Source organism: Enterobacter sp. 5-4, from assembly GCF_000612205.1.
GTDB classification, from domain to species: Bacteria; Pseudomonadota; Gammaproteobacteria; order Enterobacterales; family Enterobacteriaceae; genus Enterobacter; species Enterobacter roggenkampii.
Genome location: NZ_JFHW01000022.1, coordinates 289,731 through 310,618 on the forward strand (window position 1 = coordinate 289,731; position 20,888 = coordinate 310,618).

16 protein-coding genes and 1 pseudogene are annotated in these 20,888 nt (G+C 57.5%); 11 read left to right on the top strand and 6 right to left on the bottom strand.

The window, feature by feature from the left end; genetic code table 11:
* Positions 1-2: 2 nt before the first annotated feature.
* The gene (betI, locus tag AA74_RS0114905; protein WP_008500977.1) at positions 3-590 is read right to left on the bottom strand and encodes a transcriptional regulator BetI; all 588 of its coding nucleotides are present in this window, start codon (positions 588-590) and stop codon (positions 3-5) included.
* 128 nt (positions 591-718) lie between these two features.
* Here betI and betT point away from each other — a divergent pair, with 128 nt between their 5' ends.
* The 8 genes and pseudogenes from betT to AA74_RS1000000123805 form a co-directional block, all read left to right on the top strand.
* The gene (gene betT, locus AA74_RS0114910) at positions 719-2,752 is read left to right on the top strand and encodes a choline BCCT transporter BetT (RefSeq protein WP_025912683.1); all 2,034 of its coding nucleotides are present in this window, start codon (positions 719-721) and stop codon (positions 2,750-2,752) included.
* Between the two features lie 676 nt (positions 2,753-3,428).
* A complete protein-coding gene (locus AA74_RS0114915) occupies positions 3,429-3,809 on the top strand; it encodes a hypothetical protein (RefSeq protein WP_025912684.1) in 381 nt (126 codons plus the stop codon).
* 34 nt (positions 3,810-3,843) lie between these two features.
* Positions 3,844-4,440, top strand: a complete 597-nt coding sequence (locus AA74_RS0114920) for a hypothetical protein (protein ID WP_025912685.1) — start codon at positions 3,844-3,846, stop codon at positions 4,438-4,440.
* Positions 4,441-4,543: 103 nt separating this feature from the next.
* Positions 4,544-5,098 carry a fimbrial protein gene (locus AA74_RS0114925; protein WP_025912686.1) on the top strand — a complete coding sequence of 185 codons (555 nt, stop codon included), beginning with the start codon at positions 4,544-4,546 and terminating at the stop codon, positions 5,096-5,098.
* Between the two features lie 57 nt (positions 5,099-5,155).
* Complete coding sequence (locus AA74_RS0114930) at positions 5,156-5,836, top strand: molecular chaperone (RefSeq protein ID WP_025912687.1); 681 nt, start codon at positions 5,156-5,158, stop codon at positions 5,834-5,836.
* A gap of 172 nt (positions 5,837-6,008) precedes the next feature.
* Positions 6,009-8,372, top strand: a complete 2,364-nt coding sequence (locus AA74_RS0114935) for a fimbria/pilus outer membrane usher protein (RefSeq protein ID WP_025912688.1) — start codon at positions 6,009-6,011, stop codon at positions 8,370-8,372.
* Positions 8,373-8,449: 77 nt separating this feature from the next.
* Positions 8,450-9,430, top strand: a complete 981-nt coding sequence (locus tag AA74_RS0114940; RefSeq protein WP_025912689.1) for a fimbrial protein — start codon at positions 8,450-8,452, stop codon at positions 9,428-9,430.
* 24 nt (positions 9,431-9,454) lie between these two features.
* Positions 9,455-9,579: pseudogene (locus AA74_RS1000000123805) on the top strand (metal ABC transporter permease); the annotation flags it as partial.
* A gap of 12 nt (positions 9,580-9,591) precedes the next feature.
* Here AA74_RS1000000123805 and entD read toward each other — a convergent pair.
* Both entD and AA74_RS0114950 read right to left on the bottom strand, forming a co-directional pair.
* On the bottom strand, positions 9,592-10,233 hold the full coding sequence (gene entD, locus AA74_RS01000000122225; protein WP_032667564.1) for an enterobactin synthase subunit EntD: 642 nt from the start codon (positions 10,231-10,233) through the stop codon (positions 9,592-9,594).
* An 85-nt stretch (positions 10,234-10,318) separates the two neighbouring features.
* Positions 10,319-12,568, bottom strand: coding sequence for a TonB-dependent siderophore receptor (locus AA74_RS0114950; protein ID WP_025912690.1), 2,250 nt, complete (start codon positions 12,566-12,568; stop codon positions 10,319-10,321).
* 144 nt (positions 12,569-12,712) lie between these two features.
* Between AA74_RS0114950 and fes the strand changes: the two genes are divergently transcribed.
* From fes to entF, 3 genes are read left to right on the top strand one after another with little or no spacing between them, the layout of a single operon-like run.
* On the top strand, positions 12,713-13,912 hold the full coding sequence (gene fes / locus AA74_RS0114955) for an enterochelin esterase (RefSeq protein WP_025912691.1): 1,200 nt from the start codon (positions 12,713-12,715) through the stop codon (positions 13,910-13,912).
* Between the two features lie 10 nt (positions 13,913-13,922).
* Positions 13,923-14,135 (top strand): MbtH family NRPS accessory protein, encoded by a 213-nt coding sequence (locus AA74_RS0114960; protein WP_021242619.1) that lies wholly within the window; start codon positions 13,923-13,925, stop codon positions 14,133-14,135.
* Complete coding sequence (gene entF / locus AA74_RS0114965) at positions 14,132-17,989, top strand: enterobactin non-ribosomal peptide synthetase EntF (RefSeq protein WP_025912692.1); 3,858 nt, start codon at positions 14,132-14,134, stop codon at positions 17,987-17,989. The genes AA74_RS0114960 and entF overlap by 4 nt, the downstream gene beginning before the upstream one ends.
* An 86-nt stretch (positions 17,990-18,075) precedes the next feature.
* Here entF and fepC read toward each other — a convergent pair whose 3' ends face one another.
* The 3 genes from fepC to fepD are packed head-to-tail and all read right to left on the bottom strand — an operon-like array spanning position 18,076 to position 20,860.
* Entirely contained in the window at positions 18,076-18,870 is a 795-nt protein-coding gene (gene fepC / locus AA74_RS0114970; RefSeq protein ID WP_025912693.1) for an iron-enterobactin ABC transporter ATP-binding protein, read from the bottom strand.
* The gene (fepG, locus tag AA74_RS0114975; protein WP_025912694.1) at positions 18,867-19,859 is read right to left on the bottom strand and encodes an iron-enterobactin ABC transporter permease; all 993 of its coding nucleotides are present in this window, start codon (positions 19,857-19,859) and stop codon (positions 18,867-18,869) included. Before fepG ends, fepC begins: the two co-directional genes overlap by 4 nt.
* Positions 19,856-20,860 (bottom strand): Fe(3+)-siderophore ABC transporter permease, encoded by a 1,005-nt coding sequence (gene fepD / locus AA74_RS0114980; protein WP_025912695.1) that lies wholly within the window; start codon positions 20,858-20,860, stop codon positions 19,856-19,858. The genes fepG and fepD overlap by 4 nt, the downstream gene beginning before the upstream one ends.
* Positions 20,861-20,888: the final 28 nt, after the last annotated feature.

Genomic DNA, 20,888 nt, shown 5'->3' on the forward strand with positions numbered 1-20,888 from the left:
GGTTAGTCGGTCGGTAAATGCTGGCTGATAAAGTGGCTGGTGAGCGACTGCGCCAGGGTCTTATCCAGCGGCTTGCCGCTCAGCGCGGCGCGCAGCCACAGCCCGTCGATCAGCGCCGCCAGCCCGTAGCCCGCCTCCTGGGCCTGCTCGCGCGGAAGCTCGCGGCGGAACTCGTACACCAGGTTCGACAGCAGGCGGCGGCTACTCACCTGCTGCAGGCGGTAGAGCATGGGCTGATGCATGCTGCTTGCCCAGAAGGCCAGCCAGGCCTTCATCGCCGCGCTGCTTACCTGGGTCTCATCAAAGTTACCGCCGACAATCGCCTGCAGACGCTGCTCCGCGCTGCCGTTCGGCAGGGCGTGCAGGCGGCTTAATACCGCATCGCGCAGCTGGCCGGTGATGTCGCGCATGGTCGCTTCCAGCAGACCATTTTTGTCTTTGAAATAGTGACTGATGATCCCCGTGGAAACGCCTGCCCGACGGGCGATCTGCGCGATCGTCGCGTCATGCATTCCCACTTCATTTATTGCTTCCAGCGTGGCATCGATAAGCTGCCTGCGCCGGATCGGCTGCATCCCCACTTTGGGCATTATTGCCACTCCATTCATCAGCGTTGGTTAATCATTAAAGCGGTTTTTGATTGGACGTTCAATATAAAATGTGTCTTAATTGTTGCGGATTTGGATTTTAATAGTTACAAAAACAGTGAGGATACTGGATGACAGACCTTTCACAGGACAGAGAAAAAGACAAAATCAACCCGGTCGTTTTTTATACGTCCGCCGGGCTGATTTTGTTGTTTTCCCTGACAACGATCTTCTTTCGCGATTTTTCTGCCGAGTGGATTGGGCGCACCCTGAACTGGGTATCGAAGACCTTCGGCTGGTACTACCTGCTGGCGGCGACGCTCTACATCGTCTTTGTGGTCTGCATTGCCTGCTCGCGCTTCGGCTCCGTGAAGCTCGGGCCAGAGCAGTCCAAGCCCGAGTTCAGCCTGCTGAGCTGGGCCGCGATGCTGTTTGCCGCGGGCATCGGCATTGACCTGATGTTCTTCTCCGTGGCGGAACCGGTCACGCAGTATATGCAGCCGCCGGAAGGGGCAGGGCAGACGATGGAGGCCGCGCGCCAGGCGATGGTCTGGACGCTGTTCCACTACGGCCTGACCGGCTGGTCAATGTACGCCCTGATGGGCATGGCGCTGGGATACTTTAGCTATCGTTATAATTTGCCTCTCACTATTCGCTCCGCGCTGTACCCGATTTTCGGTAAAAAGATTAACGGCCCGATTGGCCACAGCGTGGATATCGCGGCGGTGATCGGCACCATCTTCGGTATTGCGACCACGCTCGGGATTGGCGTGGTGCAGCTCAACTACGGGCTGAGCGTGCTGTTTGATATTCCGGACTCGATGGCGGCGAAAGCGGCGCTGATTGCGCTCTCCGTCATTATTGCCACCATTTCGGTGACGTCGGGCGTCGATAAAGGCATCCGCGTGCTCTCCGAACTGAACGTGGCGCTGGCGCTGGGCCTAATCCTGTTCGTGCTGTTTATGGGCGATACCTCGTTCCTGCTCAATGCGTTAGTGCTCAACGTGGGCGACTACGTGAACCGCTTTATGGGCATGACGCTGAACAGCTTCGCCTTTGACCGCCCGGTGGAGTGGATGAACAGCTGGACCCTGTTCTTCTGGGCGTGGTGGGTCGCATGGTCGCCGTTTGTTGGCCTGTTCCTGGCGCGTATTTCGCGCGGGCGCACCATCCGCCAGTTTGTGATGGGGACGCTGATTATCCCGTTCACCTTTACCCTGCTGTGGCTGTCGGTGTTCGGCAACAGCGCGCTGCATGAGATTATCCACGGCAACGCGACCTTTGCACAGGAAGCGATGGCGCACCCGGAGCGCGGCTTCTACAGCCTGCTGGCGCAGTACCCGGCGTTTACCTTTAGCGCCTCCGTGGCGACCATTACCGGCCTGCTGTTTTACGTCACCTCGGCGGATTCCGGCGCGCTGGTGCTGGGCAACTTCACCTCGAAGCTGAAGGACATCAACAGCGATGCGCCGAACTGGCTGCGCATCTTCTGGTCCGTCGCCATCGGCCTTCTGACGCTCGGCATGCTGATGACCAACGGCATCTCGGCGCTACAGAACACCACGGTGATCATGGGGCTGCCGTTCAGCTTTGTGATCTTCTTTGTGATGGCCGGGCTGTATAAATCGCTCAAGGTGGAAGATTACCGCCGCGTCAGCGCCAGCCGCGATACCGCACCGCGTCCGATGGGGGCCCAGGACAGGCTGAGCTGGAAGAAACGCCTGTCGCGCCTGATGAACTACCCGGGCACGCGCTACACCAAACAGATGATGGAGACGGTCTGCTTCCCGGCAATGGAAGAGGTTGCGCAGGAACTGAAGCTGCGCGGTGCGTACGTGGAGCTGAAAAACCTGCCGCCGGAGGAGGGTGAAACCCTGGGTCACCTGGATCTGCTGGTGCACATGGGCGACGAGCAGAACTTTGTCTACCAGATCTGGCCGCAGCAGTACTCGGTCCCCGGCTTTACCTACCGGGCGCGCAGCGGGAAATCGACCTACTACCGGCTGGAAACCTTCTTGCTTGAAGGAAGCCAGGGGAATGATTTGATGGACTACAGCAAGGAGCAGGTGATTACGGATATTCTGGACCAGTATGAACGGCACCTGAACTTTATCCATCTGCACAGGGAAGCGCCGGGGAATAGCGTGATGTTCCCGGATACGTAAGTTACTTTTTACAAACGCGCAATATAAGGCAAGTGTCTATCGGCACTTGCCTTTTTTATCTCTTGAGTTTGCTGGCAGAACTCATCACGGGAAGGGAAGAAGGAATGTGCCGGAATAATGTTAATTTTCATCAAAAAAAATTGATCTGAGTGTGATTTCTCATGATGTAATTGATTTTTAATAGGTTTTTTATTATTCACACGAGAGGGTGTTAGAGTTTTGTAAAGAAAATTCAGGTTTTGTATTGGGCGTTTTACTAAAACTCAAAGTTTTGTCATGAATAATCTTAAATTAACCCTATTAAGAAAAGGTTTAATTCCTTTTCTTTACTCTACTAACTTATTGATTTGACTTATTGATTGTTTATTGTTTGGTTTTTTGTTCTGTTTTGTTAATTATAATGGATGAATATGCTTGTGTAATAATTTCGTTAAAAATTAGTGTTAGATTTATACATTTTTTTATCAAAAGGGTTTTTATACTTAATAATGTTAAGTTAGTGGTTGAATATTTCTAATAGAGTCGAAGTTGTGATTTTTTATCTTGATAAATCTGTCTCATTGTCACATTTTCTTCATTCAAATACCATCTTCTACAAATCAGGCGAACACTGATTACCCAGTGCGGAGGAGGAGATGTCAAAGAAATGAGAACGATAAGCCCCTAAGGAGTGGTTGTGCCTTTTGTCTCTGACGAACTTCTGTATGGATACACCATTTTCCAGCATCTGGAATACAGGCCAACAACGCGCACGCTAATTAATATCAAAAATGGCCGAATCAAAAGATTTGGTACAACGAAAGCCAGATTGTTTGAGTATTTATTGTCAGGAATGGATGAAGGAATTGTCTACGATAATGACATCATCGTACATGTTTTTGAAGATCATGGGTTGCGGTGCTCCAGATCTTATCTACTGTCCATGATTAAAAAAATTCAAAATGCGTTTAATACCGTCGGCTTTGAGCGGTATCCCTTTGCAAGGGTTGATGGAAAAGCTTATGTAATCGATAGGTCTTGCTTAGAGCGCATATATGTTGTCAAAACTTCATCTTAATCATGTTATGTGAATTAAAAAAAAGGAATGAACGTTGACGACGCTACTGGTGTTCACTCGGAATTTTGCAATGAGGCAGGCCATTCAGGGCTTATCCTCAGCGGACAAAGCGGTATTCTTTTTTGATAACCGCCTTGAGTTTATCGTCTGTGCAACGATCCTGGATAAGCCTTGCATTTTGATTGATGCAATTGATGAAACAACAGATAACATAAGGTGGTTGTATTCTCGGCTCGCGGCCAGAGGATTATCGCGACGAACCTATTTTATTTCACCAGAAGAAAACACAGGCAATAGCTATTTAAAACTCTTCTGGCTGGTTACGACGATCAAAGAGTTGAAGGCGCTTTGCGATCGCGCAGCGAAACTCCCCGCAACGGAAAAACCCTGGGAAGTAGCCGATGTTATTTACGACAGGTTATCGGTAAAGTTATCGCCAGAACATCTGGACTTTCTGATGACGCTATACGATGCGTCGACCGGGAAATATCGTTGCAATGACCGCGATGACATTAATAAAAACTACTATTTAAGAAAGCGACTTGCATTAGGAAGCAGTTCAGAGATGAAACAGCTCATCGTTATTTTATCCACTCAGGCTTATCACCATCCTTGTCTAAAATCAGCCTGACTGGGCAATAAATAATACATTAACTGGTTTAGCGGACTTATTCCGCTGTTCCTGCATTGACATGACGTCAATGCAGATAATGTTCAATCCTAAGGATAAAGCTATGCAAACTAAAGTTACCCGTGTAATTCGTAATGTACTGACGGCCGCTGCCGTGAGTGGAATCACCTTTGCCGCTCAGGCGGCCGATGGAAAAATTAATTTCACCGGCACAATCCTTGATTCGGCCTGTACGATTGAATCCAGTACGGCGAATCAGACCGTTAACCTTGGGAAAATCCCTAAAAGCTCGTTCAGCGCGGCCGGATCTGTTGCTGCTGCAACCCGCTTCAGCATTATGTTGAACAATTGCCCCGCGGCCGTTACCTCTGCATCTATTAAGTTTGATGGTACTGCGGACAGCTCTGACACCAGTATTCTTGCGCTGAACAGCGATCAAACGGCGAAAGGTGTAGGCGTTGCGTTTTATGAAGAGGATGGCATTACCGCGATCCCTCTGGCAACCCAGTCGAAGAGCATCACCCTTGACACCAGCGCAGGCGAAGATGCCGCAAACAGCAATAAGATGACCTTCGTGGCCAAATATAAGGCAACGCAGGCTGCCGTGGTGGCGGGTACGGCAAACGCGACGTCAGATTTTACCATTACCTATCAGTAATATCCCGGGCGTACCTAAGGTGCGCCCCGTTGTCTCTTGCTGAAATATTGGGAACGTATGATGAGTCAACTTATTCGAACGATTGCGTTATCAGGCGTTTGCCTGCTCTCTCTACCGGTTCAGGCCAGCATAACCGTCGGGGGGACACGCTTAATTTATAATGGAAATGAAAGCGAAGCCTCACTCCCGGTGAGTAACAGTCGGGATGCCGTTCCCTATTTAATTCAGTCATGGGTTGAGTTAGGTGAAAACTCGAAGGAGAAGGTTCCTTTTATCGTTACGCCGCCCCTGTTCCGCCTAGACGGAGGCCATGAAAATACGCTGCGGATCATTTATACCGGTGAAAAAACACTGCCTGATAATCGCGAATCTATCTTTTGGCTAAACGTTAAGTCTATTCCCTCAATGACCCGGTCAGATGAAAATCGGCTGCTTATTGCCGTTAAGACGCGTATGAAAATTTTCTATCGCCCTGCGGCGCTGGCGTCTGAAAAATCCGGTGAAGCATGGACGAAATTAAAGTTTGAGACGCGCGGTGAACACCTGGTGATTAATAACCCAACGCCGTTCTACGTTTCTCTTTATTCATTAACGATTGGCAATAAAACGATTGCGCAGCCGCCGATGATTTCACCCTTTAGTTCCGCAACGGTGGCCGGCAGTGGAACGCAGGTGGCCTGGAAAGCCATAAATGATTTTGGTGGCGTAACGACAGAAAAGCGCCAGATGCTGAAATAAAAAATATTAACAATACGCTATGTCACTCGCGCAGGTAAGCAAAGTGAATACTGTTCCTTTTTCTCGATATGGTTTTTTCTCTGGCTCGTGGCCTAACCGCGTAAGTCGACTCTCGACGATAGCGCTTTTTATTTCGGGCGTTTTTCCCGCAGCTGCGGGCGAACTCTATTTTATGGCCGATGCGCTTGAAAAAACACACTCGACTTCTCAGGGCATCGATCTGGGCCGCTTCGAGCGGGGAGAACAGTTACCCGGCACCTACAGGGTGGAAATATGGCTTAATGAAAATTATATCCGAACGGAAAATATCTCTTTTGTATCTGTTAACGGCGTCGGGCTGGCGCCGGAGCTTAACCGGAGCGTGCTGGAATCACTTGGTGTCAGGGTCAAGGCATTTCCTGAATTATCCATGCTGCCTGCCGAGGCAATAATTACCGATCCCGGCGCATTTATACCGGATGCCTCCACCCGGCTGGATTTTGACAGGCAGAGACTGGATATCTCTATCCCTCAATCGGCGCTTAACGCGCGGGCACGCGGCACCGTTGATCCGTCGCGCTGGAACCAGGGCATTTCTGCACTGCTGGTAAATTACAGCATCAACGGCTCGCGCAGCTGGAGCCGGGACGGTGAGGCGCAGGATCAGCTTTACACCAATCTGCAAAGCGGTATTAATGCGGGACCGTGGCGCCTGCGTAACTACAGCACCGTGACGAAGAACAACGGAAAGCAGTCGTTTTCGTCGTTGAATACGACCCTGAGCCGCGACGTCCAGTTTTTGAGAGGGCAGTTTCAGGTCGGGGAAACCAGCACCCCCGGCGACGTGTTTGACAGCGTGATGTTTCGCGGCGCCCAAATTTTTTCCGATGACACCATGTTGCCGGAAAGCATGCGCGGCTTCGCCCCCATCATTCGGGGGATCGCCCGCACCAACGCCACGGTTACCGTGAAGCAAAACGGCTACACGGTTTATCAAACCTACGTGGCGCCTGGCAGCTTTATCATTCGCGATCTTTATCCTACGTCAGCGAGCGGCGATCTGGATATTGTCGTCACCGAAGCCGACGGCAGCGTCCAGCATTTCGTGCAGCCTTTCTCCGCGGTTCCCGTCATGCTGCGGGAAGGCCGCGTGAAGTATGCGCTGAGCACAGGCGAGTTTCGAACGACGAAGCATGGGGCACATACGCCCACATTTGGCCTGGGCACGTTGGCTTATGGCCTCTCCAATAATCTCACGCTGTACGGTGGCATCCTGGGGGCAAGTAACTATGCGTCCGGCGTGCTTGGTTCCGGCCTCAGCTTTGGCGATATAGGCTCACTATCGGCGGACGTTACCCTTGCCGAAAGCCAGCTCGTTGAGGAGAAAAATCGCCGCAGCCGGGGACAGTCCTATCGGGTGCAGTATTCAAAAACGGTGGCCACGACCGATACCACCGTGACGCTCGCAAGCTATCGCTACTCCACGGAAGGCTTTTATACCTTCCAGGAGGTGAATGAATTCAGCAGCCAGCGCTACAACAAGCGAAGCCGACTGCAACTCAACCTCAGCCAGTCGCTGCAAAGCTGGGGAAATTTTTATATTTCGGCATACCAGCAGGACTACTGGGGCAGACAGGGCTATGAGCGCAACGTCAGCACCGGCTTTAACACCAGTATTCGCGATATCAATTACTCGCTCGGCTACACCTACAGCGAAACGCCGGGCAAAGACCGTAGGGACCAGATTGTAGCCTTTAACTTACAGGTGCCGCTGAGCAAATGGCTGCCGCAAAGCTGGGCCAGCTATAGCGTGAATATGCAAAAGAACGGTCCTGAGACGCACCTGGTGGGTCTGAGCGGCACCGCACTCTCTGATAATAACCTGAGCTACCTTGTTCAGCAGGGCTATACGTCGTCTGGCGGAGAATCGAGAAGTTCCCTAAGCGGAACCTATAAAGGCGGCTACGGTACCGTAAGCGCAGGCTACAACTACAGCCGACAGAACAGTCAGCTGAACTTCGGTCTGCAGGGGGGGATTGTCGGCCACGAGCATGGCGTGACGTTCTCTCAGCCGCTGGGGGATACCATTGTGCTGCTAGAAGCGCAGGGCGCATCAGGCGTGAGCGTGCGCAATAACCCTGGCGTTAAAACGGACTGGCGCGGATATGCGGTAGTGCCCTATGCCAGCGCTTATCAGGAAAACCGGATTGCGATAGACATCGGTTCGCTGGGGCCGGACGTGGATGTGGACGAATCCGTAGTCAACGTCGTACCTACGCGCGGTGCCGTAGTGCGAGCGACGTTCAAAGCGAGAACGGGGTTCCGGGCTCTGATAACGTTGCTGTATCAGAACTCGCCGGTGCCCTTTGGGGCCATGGTAAAGCTTAACGGAAGCGATGCGATGAGCATTGTTGGGAGCGACGGAGAGGTCTATATGAGCGGCCTGAACGACGGTGACAGCATAACGGTACAGTGGGGAGCGAAAACCTGTCGCGCCAAAATAAACTTGAACGCCTTACCGGGTAAAATTCAGCGTACCGCTGCGACGTGTCGTTAAATTTCTCATTGCGTTAATACGTATTATTACTTTTACGAGAGAAGGCCTACGCCTTGCCTGAAATGAAGGAACATATCATGTCCACCGTATTTAAAATCGCGACGGCAGCCGTGGGATGCGCTGTCTCTCTGAATGCCTTTGCGCTGTGTTCTGCAAACGACGTAGCGGTCAACTTCGATCACAATATTGTCGTTCAGCGGGATGCGCCGGTTGGAACGGTATTAGCAACGATAATTACCAGTAACCCCATAAAATGTGACCCTGAGGGTCAGCAAATCGGATACGATGGCTCGTGGTTTATTCAGCTCTCCGGGGCGAATACGGATTACGGCGCCTCGCCGCTGGCAAACGTGCGGGCGACAGAGGTTCCTGGCATTGGCATCCGGTGGAAGAACTTTTCCAGCACCACGCAAAGTAGCGAATTTGTCACCAGAATGGACCTCAATAACCCGAACTGGAGGCGAGGGATCCTCCAGGATGGTGTATCAACGTTCACGGATACTTTTGAGCTGATCAAAACCAGCACTACCCCGGAGACGGGCTCAATACCCGCTCTGGCGATAAATATGGAATACAGTACTCCGAGAAGTAATAACATTATGCGCCTGCCGCTTTTTAAATATATATTTTCGCCGATGAATATAAGCACTGCATCCTGTCAGATTGAAGATAAAAATTTGAATATTAATATGGGAATTGCGCTATTACCGAAGTTTAACGGCGTCGGCAGCACCCAGAATCAGGTGACATTTTCCATACCGCTTATCTGTAGTGCACAGACCGCAGTGAATGTGACGTTGGATAATGTCAGCCCGCTTGCCGATCCTGTTAACGGAGTTTTGGGGTTAAACAGCAGTTCGACGGCTACAGGTTTGGGCATTCAGCTAAAATATAACGATTCGCCCGTGCAGTTCGGCAAGCTGATTAAATACGGCACGACGACCTCGGCAGGAGAAATCGTCAATATTCCCTTTAAGGCCGCGTATTATATGACCTCTGCGAATGCTCGATCAGGCTCGGTGAGCGCCACGGCGTCGTTTACTATGACCTATCGTTAACGCATTATTTGAAATACCCTCGCATCCGGCCTGTTCTGCGCGGTTTCCACCGAATGCCTGAAAGATAACAGCCGAATCAAGCAGAATGGGTTATGGGGATCATTTTTTCAGGCATGTTTGGTGTCGGGTTGAGCCTCTGCATTCCCGTCGGCAGGAGAGCCTTACAGCAGAGTGATCGCCTGTTCGCCGTGCTGTCGCCAGTGAAGGGTGAAGGCGGTGGCTTTGGCGTATCCTGCGCGTTGAAGGGTTAATGCCAGGATAAGCGTTTTATCGTCGAGCTGTGTGACGCGAGTGCTGTCAAACCCCATCCAGGACTGTACCTTCGGAAAGAGGGCTTTGAACAGGCTCTCTTTGGCGCTAAACGCCAGCGTCAGGGCGAGGGGGAACGGAAAACCTGAGCAGGAAAGGACGAGCTCTTCCTGGGCATCAATTACGCCGTCTTTTATTTCCTGAGCTTCATTCTCGGAGAGGATCGTTTCGCAATCGATGCCGATAATCGCCGGATGGTCGCATGCCACAACCGCCATCGCCTGCGTGCCGCTGTGGGTGATGCTCCCTGAAACGCCTTCCGGCCAGAGCGGTTCACCGCTGGGGCCGATGCCGGGCACAGTGTGGTCAGGTAAGGCATGCGCGGCGGCGATGCGGCCTGCCAGATGCTCGGCTTTGCGTTTGCGCCCGGCGTTTGCAAGCTCAGCGTGGTGGGGGAGCCAGAGGAGATCGGCGTCGGTGAAGGTGGTTGGGTCGAAGGTGACGTGGTGTACGGTATGGCCGGCGAGAATGAACGTGCGGTGGGTGGTGTGCATGGTTTCCCCTCTATCAATAAATAGTGCGGCCTGATGCCCTCACCCAGCCCTCTCCCACAGGGAGAGGGCGGCGTTGTTGCCTTTATCAGAATCGCGTATTCACGCTCATATACCACGTGCGGCCTGGCTCATTATAGGTATAAGCCCCCGCGCCGTACATATACGCGCCGGTGGTGGCGTTCCCGGTCGTCTGGGCATTACCCGCACGCCACTGACGCTTGTCGAAGACGTTATCCACGCCGCCGGTCAGGCTGACGTTTTTGGTCATGTCCCAGGTCGCGCTCAGACCAACGATGCTGTACGGGCTGACTTCATCTTTCTCAGACCCGGTCACTGGCTGACCTTTGTAGTTGTACTTCTTCGGCTGCTGCTTGCCGTACCAGGTAAAGGTCGACTGGAGCGACACGTCCTGATGAACCTGCCAGCTCAGGGTCGAGTTCAGCGTGTACTCCGGAATGATCGACAGACGGTCGCCGGTCTCCTTGTTCTTGCTCTGCAGCATGTAGGTGATGTTGTTGGTCCAGTTAATGGTGTCGCTGACCGGCACGTTCAGGGAGCCTTCCAGCCCTTCAACCACCGCTTTCGGTACGTTTTCCCACTGGTAGATATCCGTCTGCACTTTACCGGACGAGGTGTGGCCGATCGGCGCGTAGCCCGCTTCGATCTTGTTGCGGTAGTCGTTGCGGAACCAGGTCACGCCCGCCAGCCAGCCGTCGCGCTTCCACTCCAGACCAATCTCTTTGTTGATGCTGGTTTCGGCCTTAAGATCGTCGTTACCCATCATGTAGCAGCCTACGCCGTCGGAGCTGGCGTAGCAGCCCTGACCTTTGCTGTAGAGCAGGTAGTTCGGGTTGGTCTGATACAGGCTTGGCGCTTTATAGGCGCGGGCGATGCCCATTTTCAGCGTGAAGTCATCCCCCAGACCCTGCGACAGGTTCAGGGACGGGCTCCAGTTGTTGCCGACGATGGTGTGGTGGTCGAAGCGCAGGGCAGGGGTCAGCATGGTGCTGTCGGTCAGCTCCATGTTGTTTTCGGCGAACAGGGAGAAAATCTCTGCCGACGTGTACGGGCTCCGATCGTTACTCATGCCCGGAATGGTGCCGCCCTGCAGGGTTTGCGTGAAGGAGGTGGAATCTTTCATGCGCTGCTGGTTCCACTCGGTACCCAGCGTCAGGTTCTGATTAACGAGGAAATCAATCGGCAGGTTGATTTCGCTGTGCAGCATCACGTCGGCCAGATCGGTGTCGGTGAATTTATTACTGTTGAACAGGCCTTCCAGACCGCCCGCCAGCCCTTCGCCAAGACGGGAGTTGCGGGTGTGCTCGTACTGCGCCCAGTTGCTGGTGGTAATGCCGTTATCCCAGCCGCCGTTCCAGGTCACCGCGAAGTTCTGGCGATAGATACGGTTGGTCTCTTTGCCGTAGTTCTTTTTCACCAGACCGCTGGAGCTATTGTCGTTGTTGGTGTTCTGGGTATCACCGGCGTAGAGGTTGTTCTGGCGGCTGTAGCCCGCCTCAAATTCCAGAGACTGCATCGGCGCAAAGTCCCAGCGCACCACGCCGTTGATGTCTTTATTTTCCACCCCTTCACGGCCCGCGGGCAGCGTGTCGGCGTAGGCACCGGTTCGGTCAGACTGATGGCCCTGGTTGATGTCCCACGCGTCGGCCTGGGTTTTGTCCAGGTTACCGAACATGCGGAAGCTGAAGTCACCGCCCAGCGGGCCGCTCAGGCTGAAGTTGGTGCGTTTGGTGGAACCTTCATCCTTGTGCTCAGGCGCATTCAGGTAGGTGTTCCAGGAGCCGTGCCACTGGTCGTCGAATTTTTTGGTGATGATGTTCACCACGCCGCCTGCCGCGCCGTTGCCGTAGCGCGCGGCGGCCGGACCGCGGATCACTTCGATGCGCTCGATCATCTCCGGCGGCACCCAGCCGGTATCGCCGCGCGTATCGCGCTCGCCGCGCCAGCCCAGACGGATAGAGTTACGGCTGGTCACCGGCTTGCCGTCGATCAGGATCAGGGTGTTTTCTGGCCCCATGCCGCGGATATCAATCTGACGGTTATTCCCGCGCTGGCCGCTGGTGGAGTTACCGGTCAGGTTAACGCCCGGCATGGTGCGGATGATTTCCGCCACGTCGCGCGCGGGCGGGTTTTTGCGGATCTCATCGGCGGTGATGGTCGATACCCCAGGCGCCTGCAGATTCTGCTCGGCGGCGGTGATCACCATCGTGTCTTCGTGCTGCGCAGAGGCGGTGTTGTCGTCTGCCAGAGTAGGCAGCGCGACGCCATAAATCCCTAAATTGACCAGCAAGGCCAGAGAGTGAATCTTCTTATTCATTGTACGTCCTGCTTTTGTGGTTGTTTTATGAGCGCTTCCCACAGCGCGGGCACTACGCTATTGCAAATGCAAATAGTTATCAATAATATTATCAATAAAATTTGCTCTGAAACAAAAAAGACTGTTAAACATGAGGTTATAAGGGTGACGGCGTTAACAACGGGAAGTGAAGCGTGGTGGCAGTCGAAAAACGGGCCTGAATGGACGCCGGAAAAGGGAAACTATCGCGTCACGTTCTGGTGGCGTGACCCGGCAGGAACGCAAAGAACGTCACCGATCAAACGCGTCTGGCTCTACGTCACCGGCGTGACCGATCACCATCAAAATGCCCGCCCGCAGTCCCTCGAACGCATTCCCGATACCGACGTCTGGCAGTGGCAGGGCGAGTTCAGCCCCGAGTGGCGCGGAAGCTACTGTTTTATCCCTTCCGTGAATGAAAACGATTTTGCCAGCGTCGTGTTTGAAGGCGAGCAGCCGGAGCGCATGGCGCTGCGCGAAGGGTGGCGCAAGCTGCTGCCGCACGCGGTTTCTGACCCGCTGAACCCGCAAAGCTGGCGCGGCGGGCGCGGTCATGCCGTCTCCGCGCTGGAGATGCCGCAAGCACCGGTTCAGCCGGGGTGGAATCATCCCGATACGCCGTATCAGCCGCCAGTCTGCATTGAGTGGGAAAGCGCGCGCCTGAAAAATCGCCGTCGCATCTGGATTTTCACCACCGGGGGCGACGACTCGGAACGCCCGCTGTCGGTGCTGCTCGACGGGCAGTTCTGGGCCGAAAGCATGCCGGTCTGGCCTGCGCTGGCGTCGCTCACCGCCGGGCGCAAATTACCGCCTGCGGTCTACGTCTTAATCGATGTTATCGACATGGCGCATCGCAACCGCGAGCTGCCGTGCAATCCCGACTTCTGGCTGGCGGTGCAGGAAGAACTTCTCCCCCTTGTTAAAAAACGCGTGCCGTTTAGCGACCGTGCTGACCGTACGGTGGTGGCTGGCCAGAGCTTTGGCGGTCTCGCGTCGCTTTATGCTGGCCTCCACTGGCCGCAGCGTTTTGGCTGCGTGCTTAGCCAGTCCGGCTCCTACTGGTGGCCACACCGCGGCGGCCAGCAGGACGGGCTGTTAATCGAACAACTAAAAACCGGCGAAATATCCCCTCGCGGGCTACGCATCCTTCTTGAGGCCGGGCGCAACGAGCCGCTCATCTTCCGCGCGAATCAGGCGATTTATGCCGAACTGCACACTCACCAACCGGTTATCTGGCGTCAGGTTGACGGCGGACACGATGCGCTTTGCTGGCGCGGTGGGCTGACGCAGGGGCTTATCACCCTTTGGCAGCCGCTTATTCACTAACGGAGTCTGTATGGAATTCAGCAATCCTTTCGATAATCCGCAGGGACAGTTCGCCATTTTGCAAAACGACCAGGGGCAGTACAGCCTGTGGCCACAGCAGTGCGAACTGCCGGCAGGGTGGGGCGTGGTGTGCGAAGCACAGTCTCAGGAGGCGTGCCAGCAGTGGCTGGCGGAACGCTGGCAGACGCTTGAGCCGTCTTATTTCGCGGGGGAGAACGCATGAACCGTCTTCCTCTCGTCGCCGCCCAGCCGGGGATCTGGATGGCGGAACAGCTGTCCACGCTGCCAAACGCCTGGAGCGTGGCGCACTACACCGAGCTGAAAGGCGATATCGATGCGCCGCTGCTGGCAAAAGCCGTTGCCGCGGGCATGATGCAGGCCGATACCCTGCGCATGCGCTTTGTGGAAGACAACGGTGAGGTGTGGCAGTGGGTGGATGACACCTTCATTCTGCCGGAACCGTCCATCGTTCGCGTTGATTCCCACGCCGCCGCCGTGGCGCTGATGAACGCCGATCTTAACCAGAACCTGCGCGTCGACAGCGGGCAGCTGCTGGCCTTTCATCAACTGATTCAGGTCGGTGAAAACCACTGGTACTGGTATCAGCGCTATCACCATCTGGTGGTGGATGGCTTCAGCTTCCCGGCCATAACCCGCCAGATCGCCGCGATTTATGCCGCGTGGAAAAAGGGCGAACCCACGCCGGAATCCCCGTTTACGCCATTCGCAGAGGTGGTGGACGAGTATCAGCGCTATCGCGACAGCGAGGCGTACCGGGGCGACGGCGCCTTCTGGGCCGGGCAGCGCAAAGTGCTGCCTTCTCCGGTCTCGCTCTCCTCCGCGCCCCTGCCGGGCCGCGCCGCCACGACCGACATTCTGCGTCTGAAAATTACCGCCGACGGCCGCGCCTTCAGCCAGCTTGCACAGGCGGCAGGGCAGGTACAGCGCACCGACCTGGCGCTTGCGCTGGTGGCGCTGTGGCTGGGGCGCCTTACCGGACGGCTGGACTACGCCGCCGGGTTTATCTTTATGCGCCGGATGGGATCCGCGGCGCTCACCGCGACCGGGCCGGTGCTTAACGTCCTGCCGCTGGCGGTCAATATCGATCCCCAGGAGAGCCTGCCCTCGCTGGCGCTGCGCCTGGCGAACCAGCTGAAAAAAATGCGCCGCCACCAGCGCTACGACGCCGAGCAGATCGTGCGCGACAGCGGGAAAGCGGCGGGGGATGAAGCGCTGTTTGGCCCGGTGCTGAACGTTAAAGTGTTCGACTACCAGCTGGATATCGACGGCGTGGAGGCCATCACCCACACGCTGGCGACCGGCCCGGTGAACGATCTGGAGCTGGCGCTGTTCCCGGACGAGCAGGGCGGGCTGAGCATGGAGATCCTCGCCAATAAGCAGCGCTACGATGAGGCGACGCTGACGCGTCACGTGGCGCGGCTGAACGCAATGCTGGTGCAGTTTGCGGCCAACCCGGACCTGCGCTGCGGCGAGGTGGAAACCGTTTCAGAGCAGGAATACGCAAAGCTCGCGCGCATCAACGATACCGGGCTGGCGCTGCCGTCCACCACGCTGGCGGATCTGGTCGCGGAGCAGGCGAGCAGAACGCCGGACGCCCCCGCGCTGGCGGATGCCCATACTGAACTGAACTACCGCCAGATGCGCGAGCAGGTGGTCGCGCTGGCAAACCTGCTGCGCGCGCGCGGCGTGAAGCCGGGCGACAGCGTGGCGGTGGCCCTGCCGCGCTCGGTATTCCTGACGTTAGCGCTGCACGGCATTGTGGAGGCGGGCGCCGCGTGGCTGCCGCTCGACACCGGCTACCCGGACGATCGCCTGCGGATGATGCTCGAGGACGCGAAACCGTCCCTGCTCATTACCACCGACGAACAGCTTCCGCGCTTTAGCGATCTGTCCGTCGAGACGTTTAGTTACAACACACTTTTACCGGCCACCGATGCTGAACCGCTGCGTCTGGCAAAGCCGGAGCAGACGGCGTACATCATCTTTACCTCCGGCTCGACAGGGCGTCCAAAAGGGGTCATGGTCGGCCATACTGCCATCGTTAACCGCCTGAAGTGGATGCAGGACCATTATCCGCTGGGCGCGAACGATGTGGTGGCGCAGAAAACGCCGTGCAGCTTTGACGTGTCGGTGTGGGAGTTCTGGTGGCCGTTTATCGCCGGGGCGAAGCTGGTGATGGCGGAGCCGGACGCGCACCGCGATCCGCAGGCGATGCAGAGCTTCTTCGCGCACTACGGCGTGACCACTACCCACTTCGTGCCGTCGATGCTGGCGGCGTTTGTTGCCTCGCTGACGGCGGAAAACGTCGACTGCTGCAAAACGCTTAAACAGGTGTTCTGCAGCGGCGAAGCGCTGCCGACCGCGCTGTGCCGCGAGTGGGAACAGCTGACGCACGTGCCGCTGCATAACCTCTATGGCCCGACGGAAGCGGCGGTGGACGTCAGCTGGTATCCGGCGTTTGGGCCCGAGCTGGCGGCGGTGGAAGGTAACAGCGTGCCGATCGGTTTCCCGGTGTGGAACACGGGGCTGCGCATTCTGGATGCGATGATGCGCCCGGTACCGTTCGGCGTGGCGGGGGATCTCTACCTCACCGGCATTCAGCTGGCGCAGGGGTATCTGGGACGCCCCGATCTCACCGCCAGCCGCTTTATCGCCGACCCGTTCGCTGCGGGCGAGCGCATGTACCGCACCGGGGACGTTGCCCGCTGGCTGGATAACGGCGCGGTGGAATATCTGGGCCGCAGCGACGACCAGCTGAAAATTCGCGGCCAGCGCATCGAGCTGGGTGAAATCGACCGGGCGATGCTGTCGCTGCCGGACGTGGCCCAGGCCGTGGCGCACGCCTGCGTCTTCAACCAGGCGGCGGCAACGGGCGGCGATGCCCGCCAGCTGGTGGGGTACGTGGTTTCTGAATCCGGCTTACCGCTGGACCGCGACGCGCTGCTGGAATCGCTCAAAACCCAGCTGCCACCGCATATGGTGCCGGTGGTGCTGCTGCAAATCAGCGCGCTGCCGCTGAGCGCCAACGGCAAACTGGATCGCAAGGCGCTGCCGCTGCCGGAACTGACCGGTAAAACCTCCGGTCGCGCGCCGGAAAGCGAAACCGAAATCGCCGTGGCGCAGGCGTTTGCCGCGCTGCTGGGCTGTGAGATCAGCGACATTGAGGCGGATTTCTTTGCCCTCGGCGGCCACTCGCTGCTGGCGATGCGTCTGGCGGCGCAACTCAGCCGCGCGTTCAACCGCAAGGTCACGCCGGGGCAAATTATGGTCGCCTCGACGGTGAGTAAGCTTAGCGCGCTGCTGGACTCGCAAATGAGCGACGAGCAGGCGCAGCGTCTGGGGTTTGAAACCCTTCTGCCGCTGCGTGAGGGCGACGGCCCGACGCTGTTCTGCTTCCATCCGGCGTCCGGCTTTGCCTGGCAGTTTAGCGTCCTGGCGCGCTACCTCAGCCCGCGCTGGTCAATTACCGGCATTCAGTCTCCTCGACCAGAGGGGCCGATGCAGCAGCGTGCGGATCTGGATGGGGTGATTGAGCATCACCTGAATACGTTGCGTAAGCAGCAGCCGCAGGGGCCGTATTATCTGTTCGGCTATTCTCTCGGCGGCACGCTGGCGCAGGGCATTGCTGCGCGTCTGCGCGAGCAGGGTGAAGAGGTGGCCTTCCTCGGCCTGCTGGACACCTGGCCGCCGGAAACCCAGAACTGGGCGGAAAAAGAGGCCAACGGCCTCGACCCGGCGGTGCTGGCGGAAATCGAGCGCGAGCGGCAGGCGTTTATCGCCGCCCAGCAGGGACAGGGCTCCAGCGAGCTGTTTAACGCTATCGAAGGCAACTACGCCGATGCGGTGCGGCTGCTCACCACGGCGCACAGTTCACGCTTTGATGGTAAAGCGACGCTGTTCGTTGCCGAACGCACGCGCATGATGGAGCCGCAGGCCGCCTGGGCACCGTGGGTGGGGGAACTGGAGGTGTACAGCCAGGACTGCGCCCACGTGGATATCATTTCACCGCAGGCGTTTGAGAAAATTGGGCCAGTGTTGATGGAGATTTTGGGGTAACGTCAAAAGCGCCGGGTGGCGGCTACGCCTTACCCGGCCTACGGGAGCCGAGTGTAGGCCGGGTAAGGCGTGCCGTCACCCGGCAATTACCGCCGACCTAACGGCACCACCAGCGGCGTTCCCGCCACCGGATCGTCAATAATCATGCAGCGCATACCGTAGATCCGCGCGATCAGCTCCGGCGTGACAATCTCCTTCGGCGCACCCTGGGCCACAATCTCCCCGTCGCGCAAGGCAATCAGGTGCGTGGCGTAACGGCACGCCTGGTTTAAATCGTGCAGCACCGCCGCCAGAGTATAGCCCTGCGTGCGGTTCAGCTCGCTCAGCAGCTCCAGCAGATCAATCTGATGGCTGATGTCCAGCCAGGTTGTCGGCTCGTCCAGCAGCATGATCGACGTTTCCTGCGCCAGCACCATCGCAATCCACGCCCGCTGACGCTGGCCGCCGGAGAGGGTGTCCACGCTCTGCTGGGCGAGATCGGTGATGCCCGTCGCCTCCATCGCGCGGTTCACCGCCTCGTCGTCCTCTTTACGCCAGCGGGTAAACAGCGGCTGGTGCGGGTAGCGCCCGCGCGAGACCAGCTCCTGCACCGTGATGTCCCCCGGCGTGGTGGCGTTTTGCGCCAGCAGCCCGATGCGCCTGGCCACTTCTTTGCTGGCGAAGCGCTGGATCTGCTCCCCGTCCAGTAAGACACTGCCCTCCACCGGCGTCATCAGGCGGCTCAGCGTGCGCAGCAGGGTCGATTTTCCGCAGCCGTTCGGGCCGATAATCGCCGTGAAGTGGCCGTCCGGAATGGCGACGGATAAATCGCGGGCAACGATTTTTTTGCCGTAGCCGAGGGTGAGATGTTCGCCGCGCAAGCGGGTGATTGAATCTGTCATTTCTTGCGTGACTCCTGAACGAGCAAGACGATAAGGTAAATGCCGCCGAGGCTGACGGTCACCACGCCCACCGGAAGCTGGTATGGCATAAACAGCCGCTGGGCGCAGAGATCGGCGGCCAGCAGTAACAGCGCGCCGCACAGCGCCGCCTGAGTTAATCCCCAGCGCGCCGTCCCGCTTAGACGTCGTGCGATATGCGGCGCAACAAGGGCGATAAACGAGATCGGCCCGGCGATGGCGGTAGACGCTGCGGTCAGCAAGACCGCCACCAGCATCAGCATCAGGCGCGAGCGCTCGACGCTCACGCCCAGCGCGCAGGCGCTGTCGTCGCCCATCTCCATCAGCCGCATGCGTCGCACCAGCAGCAGCGCGCCGATAAACATCAGCACAATCAGCGGCGCGGCGGGCCAGGTTTTGCCCCACGTCAGGCCGTTGAGAGAACCTGCGTACCACAGCCCGGCGGAAAGCGCCGTTTCCAGCGAGGCCTGCAGCAGCAGCCAGGTATTGAAGGCCATCAGCATCGCACGGATGCCGATACCGATAATGATCAGCCGGAAGGTGTCGATGCCGTTGCGCCAGGCCAACAGCCAGATAACCAGCGACGTCAGAATGCCGCCCGCCATCGCCGTGAAGGTAATGGCCGTCAGGTGCTGGCCGAACAGCACCATCGCCACCAGCACGCCGCTCCAGGCCCCGGTATTGAGGCCCATCACGTCCGGGCTGCCGAGCGGGTTGCGCATCAGCGACTGGAATATCGCGCCGCTGACGCCAAGCGCCGCGCCGACCAGGATTGCCATCGCCACGCGCGGCAGTCGCCACTCGGTGACCACCATGGTGATGTTACGTGGCGCGTTGCCGGTGAGAGCGTGAAAGACCTGCGCGAAATCAAGCGTTACGGCACCGCTTTGCAGGCTCCAGACCGCCAGCAGCAGACTGGCGACGACCAGCAGGGAGACGCTGGTGACTAAACGCCGGGACGGGGCCCTCATGCGCCACCTCCGCGTTTACGGCGCACCAGGAAAATCAGCACCGGCGCGCCGATAAAGGCGCTGACCACCGAGACGCGCAGTTCACCCGGCACCAGCAGGCGGCCCAGCACGTCGGCAAACAGCAGCAGGGCAGGCGTCGCCAGCAGCGTCACCGGCAGGGACCAGCGGTGATCCGCCCCCACCAGCCAGCGCGCCATGTGCGGCATCATCAGGCCGATAAAGGCGATCGGCCCGACCACGGCGGTCGCGCTGCCGCACAGCACGGTGATGGCCAACAGGCCAATCAGCTGCGTGCGCGCGACGCGGTTGCCGAGCGCGGAGGCGGTGTCGCTGCCGAGGCTCAGGCTGTTCAGCGCCCGGCTTAACGACAGCGCTACGGCGGCGGCAATCATCACCGGGATCGCCACCACTTTCAGCGTTTCAAGAGTGCGGATATCCAGCGAACCGGCCTGCCAGAAGCGCAGCTGGTCGTAAACGTCCGGGTTGAGCAGGGCGATGCCGTTGGACAAGCCTTCCAGCACCGCGGCAAGCGCCACGCCCGCCAGCGTCAGGCGTACCGGGCTCAGCTGTCCGCCGCCCTGGCTGCCGGTAAACGCGACCACCAGCGAGGCGGCCAGCGCGCCGCAGAAGGCCATTACCAGCTGCTCAGACGGAGAGGTGAAGCCGAACAGCGCCGCGCCGAGTACGATGGCAAAGCTGGCGCCGGCGTTCACGCCGAGAATGCCGGGGTCCGCCAGCGGGTTGCGGGTGAGGGTTTGCATCAGGGCACCGGCAAGGCCGAGCGCGCCGCCGGCCAGCAGCCCGGCAAGGGTGCGGGGCAGGCGGGCGTCGAGCACGATAGTGCAGTCAGCGCTTTGGCAGGTGCCAGTAAGCGCATCAACGATGACGGACGCGGGAAGCGGCTTCGCGCCGACCAGCAGGCTGAGTGCAATCGCCAGGATCAACAGCAGCAATAAAACGGGCACGGCAACGGCGCGCACCGAAGATGAGGAAAACGACATAGCAACATCCATGATTTGATAATGATAG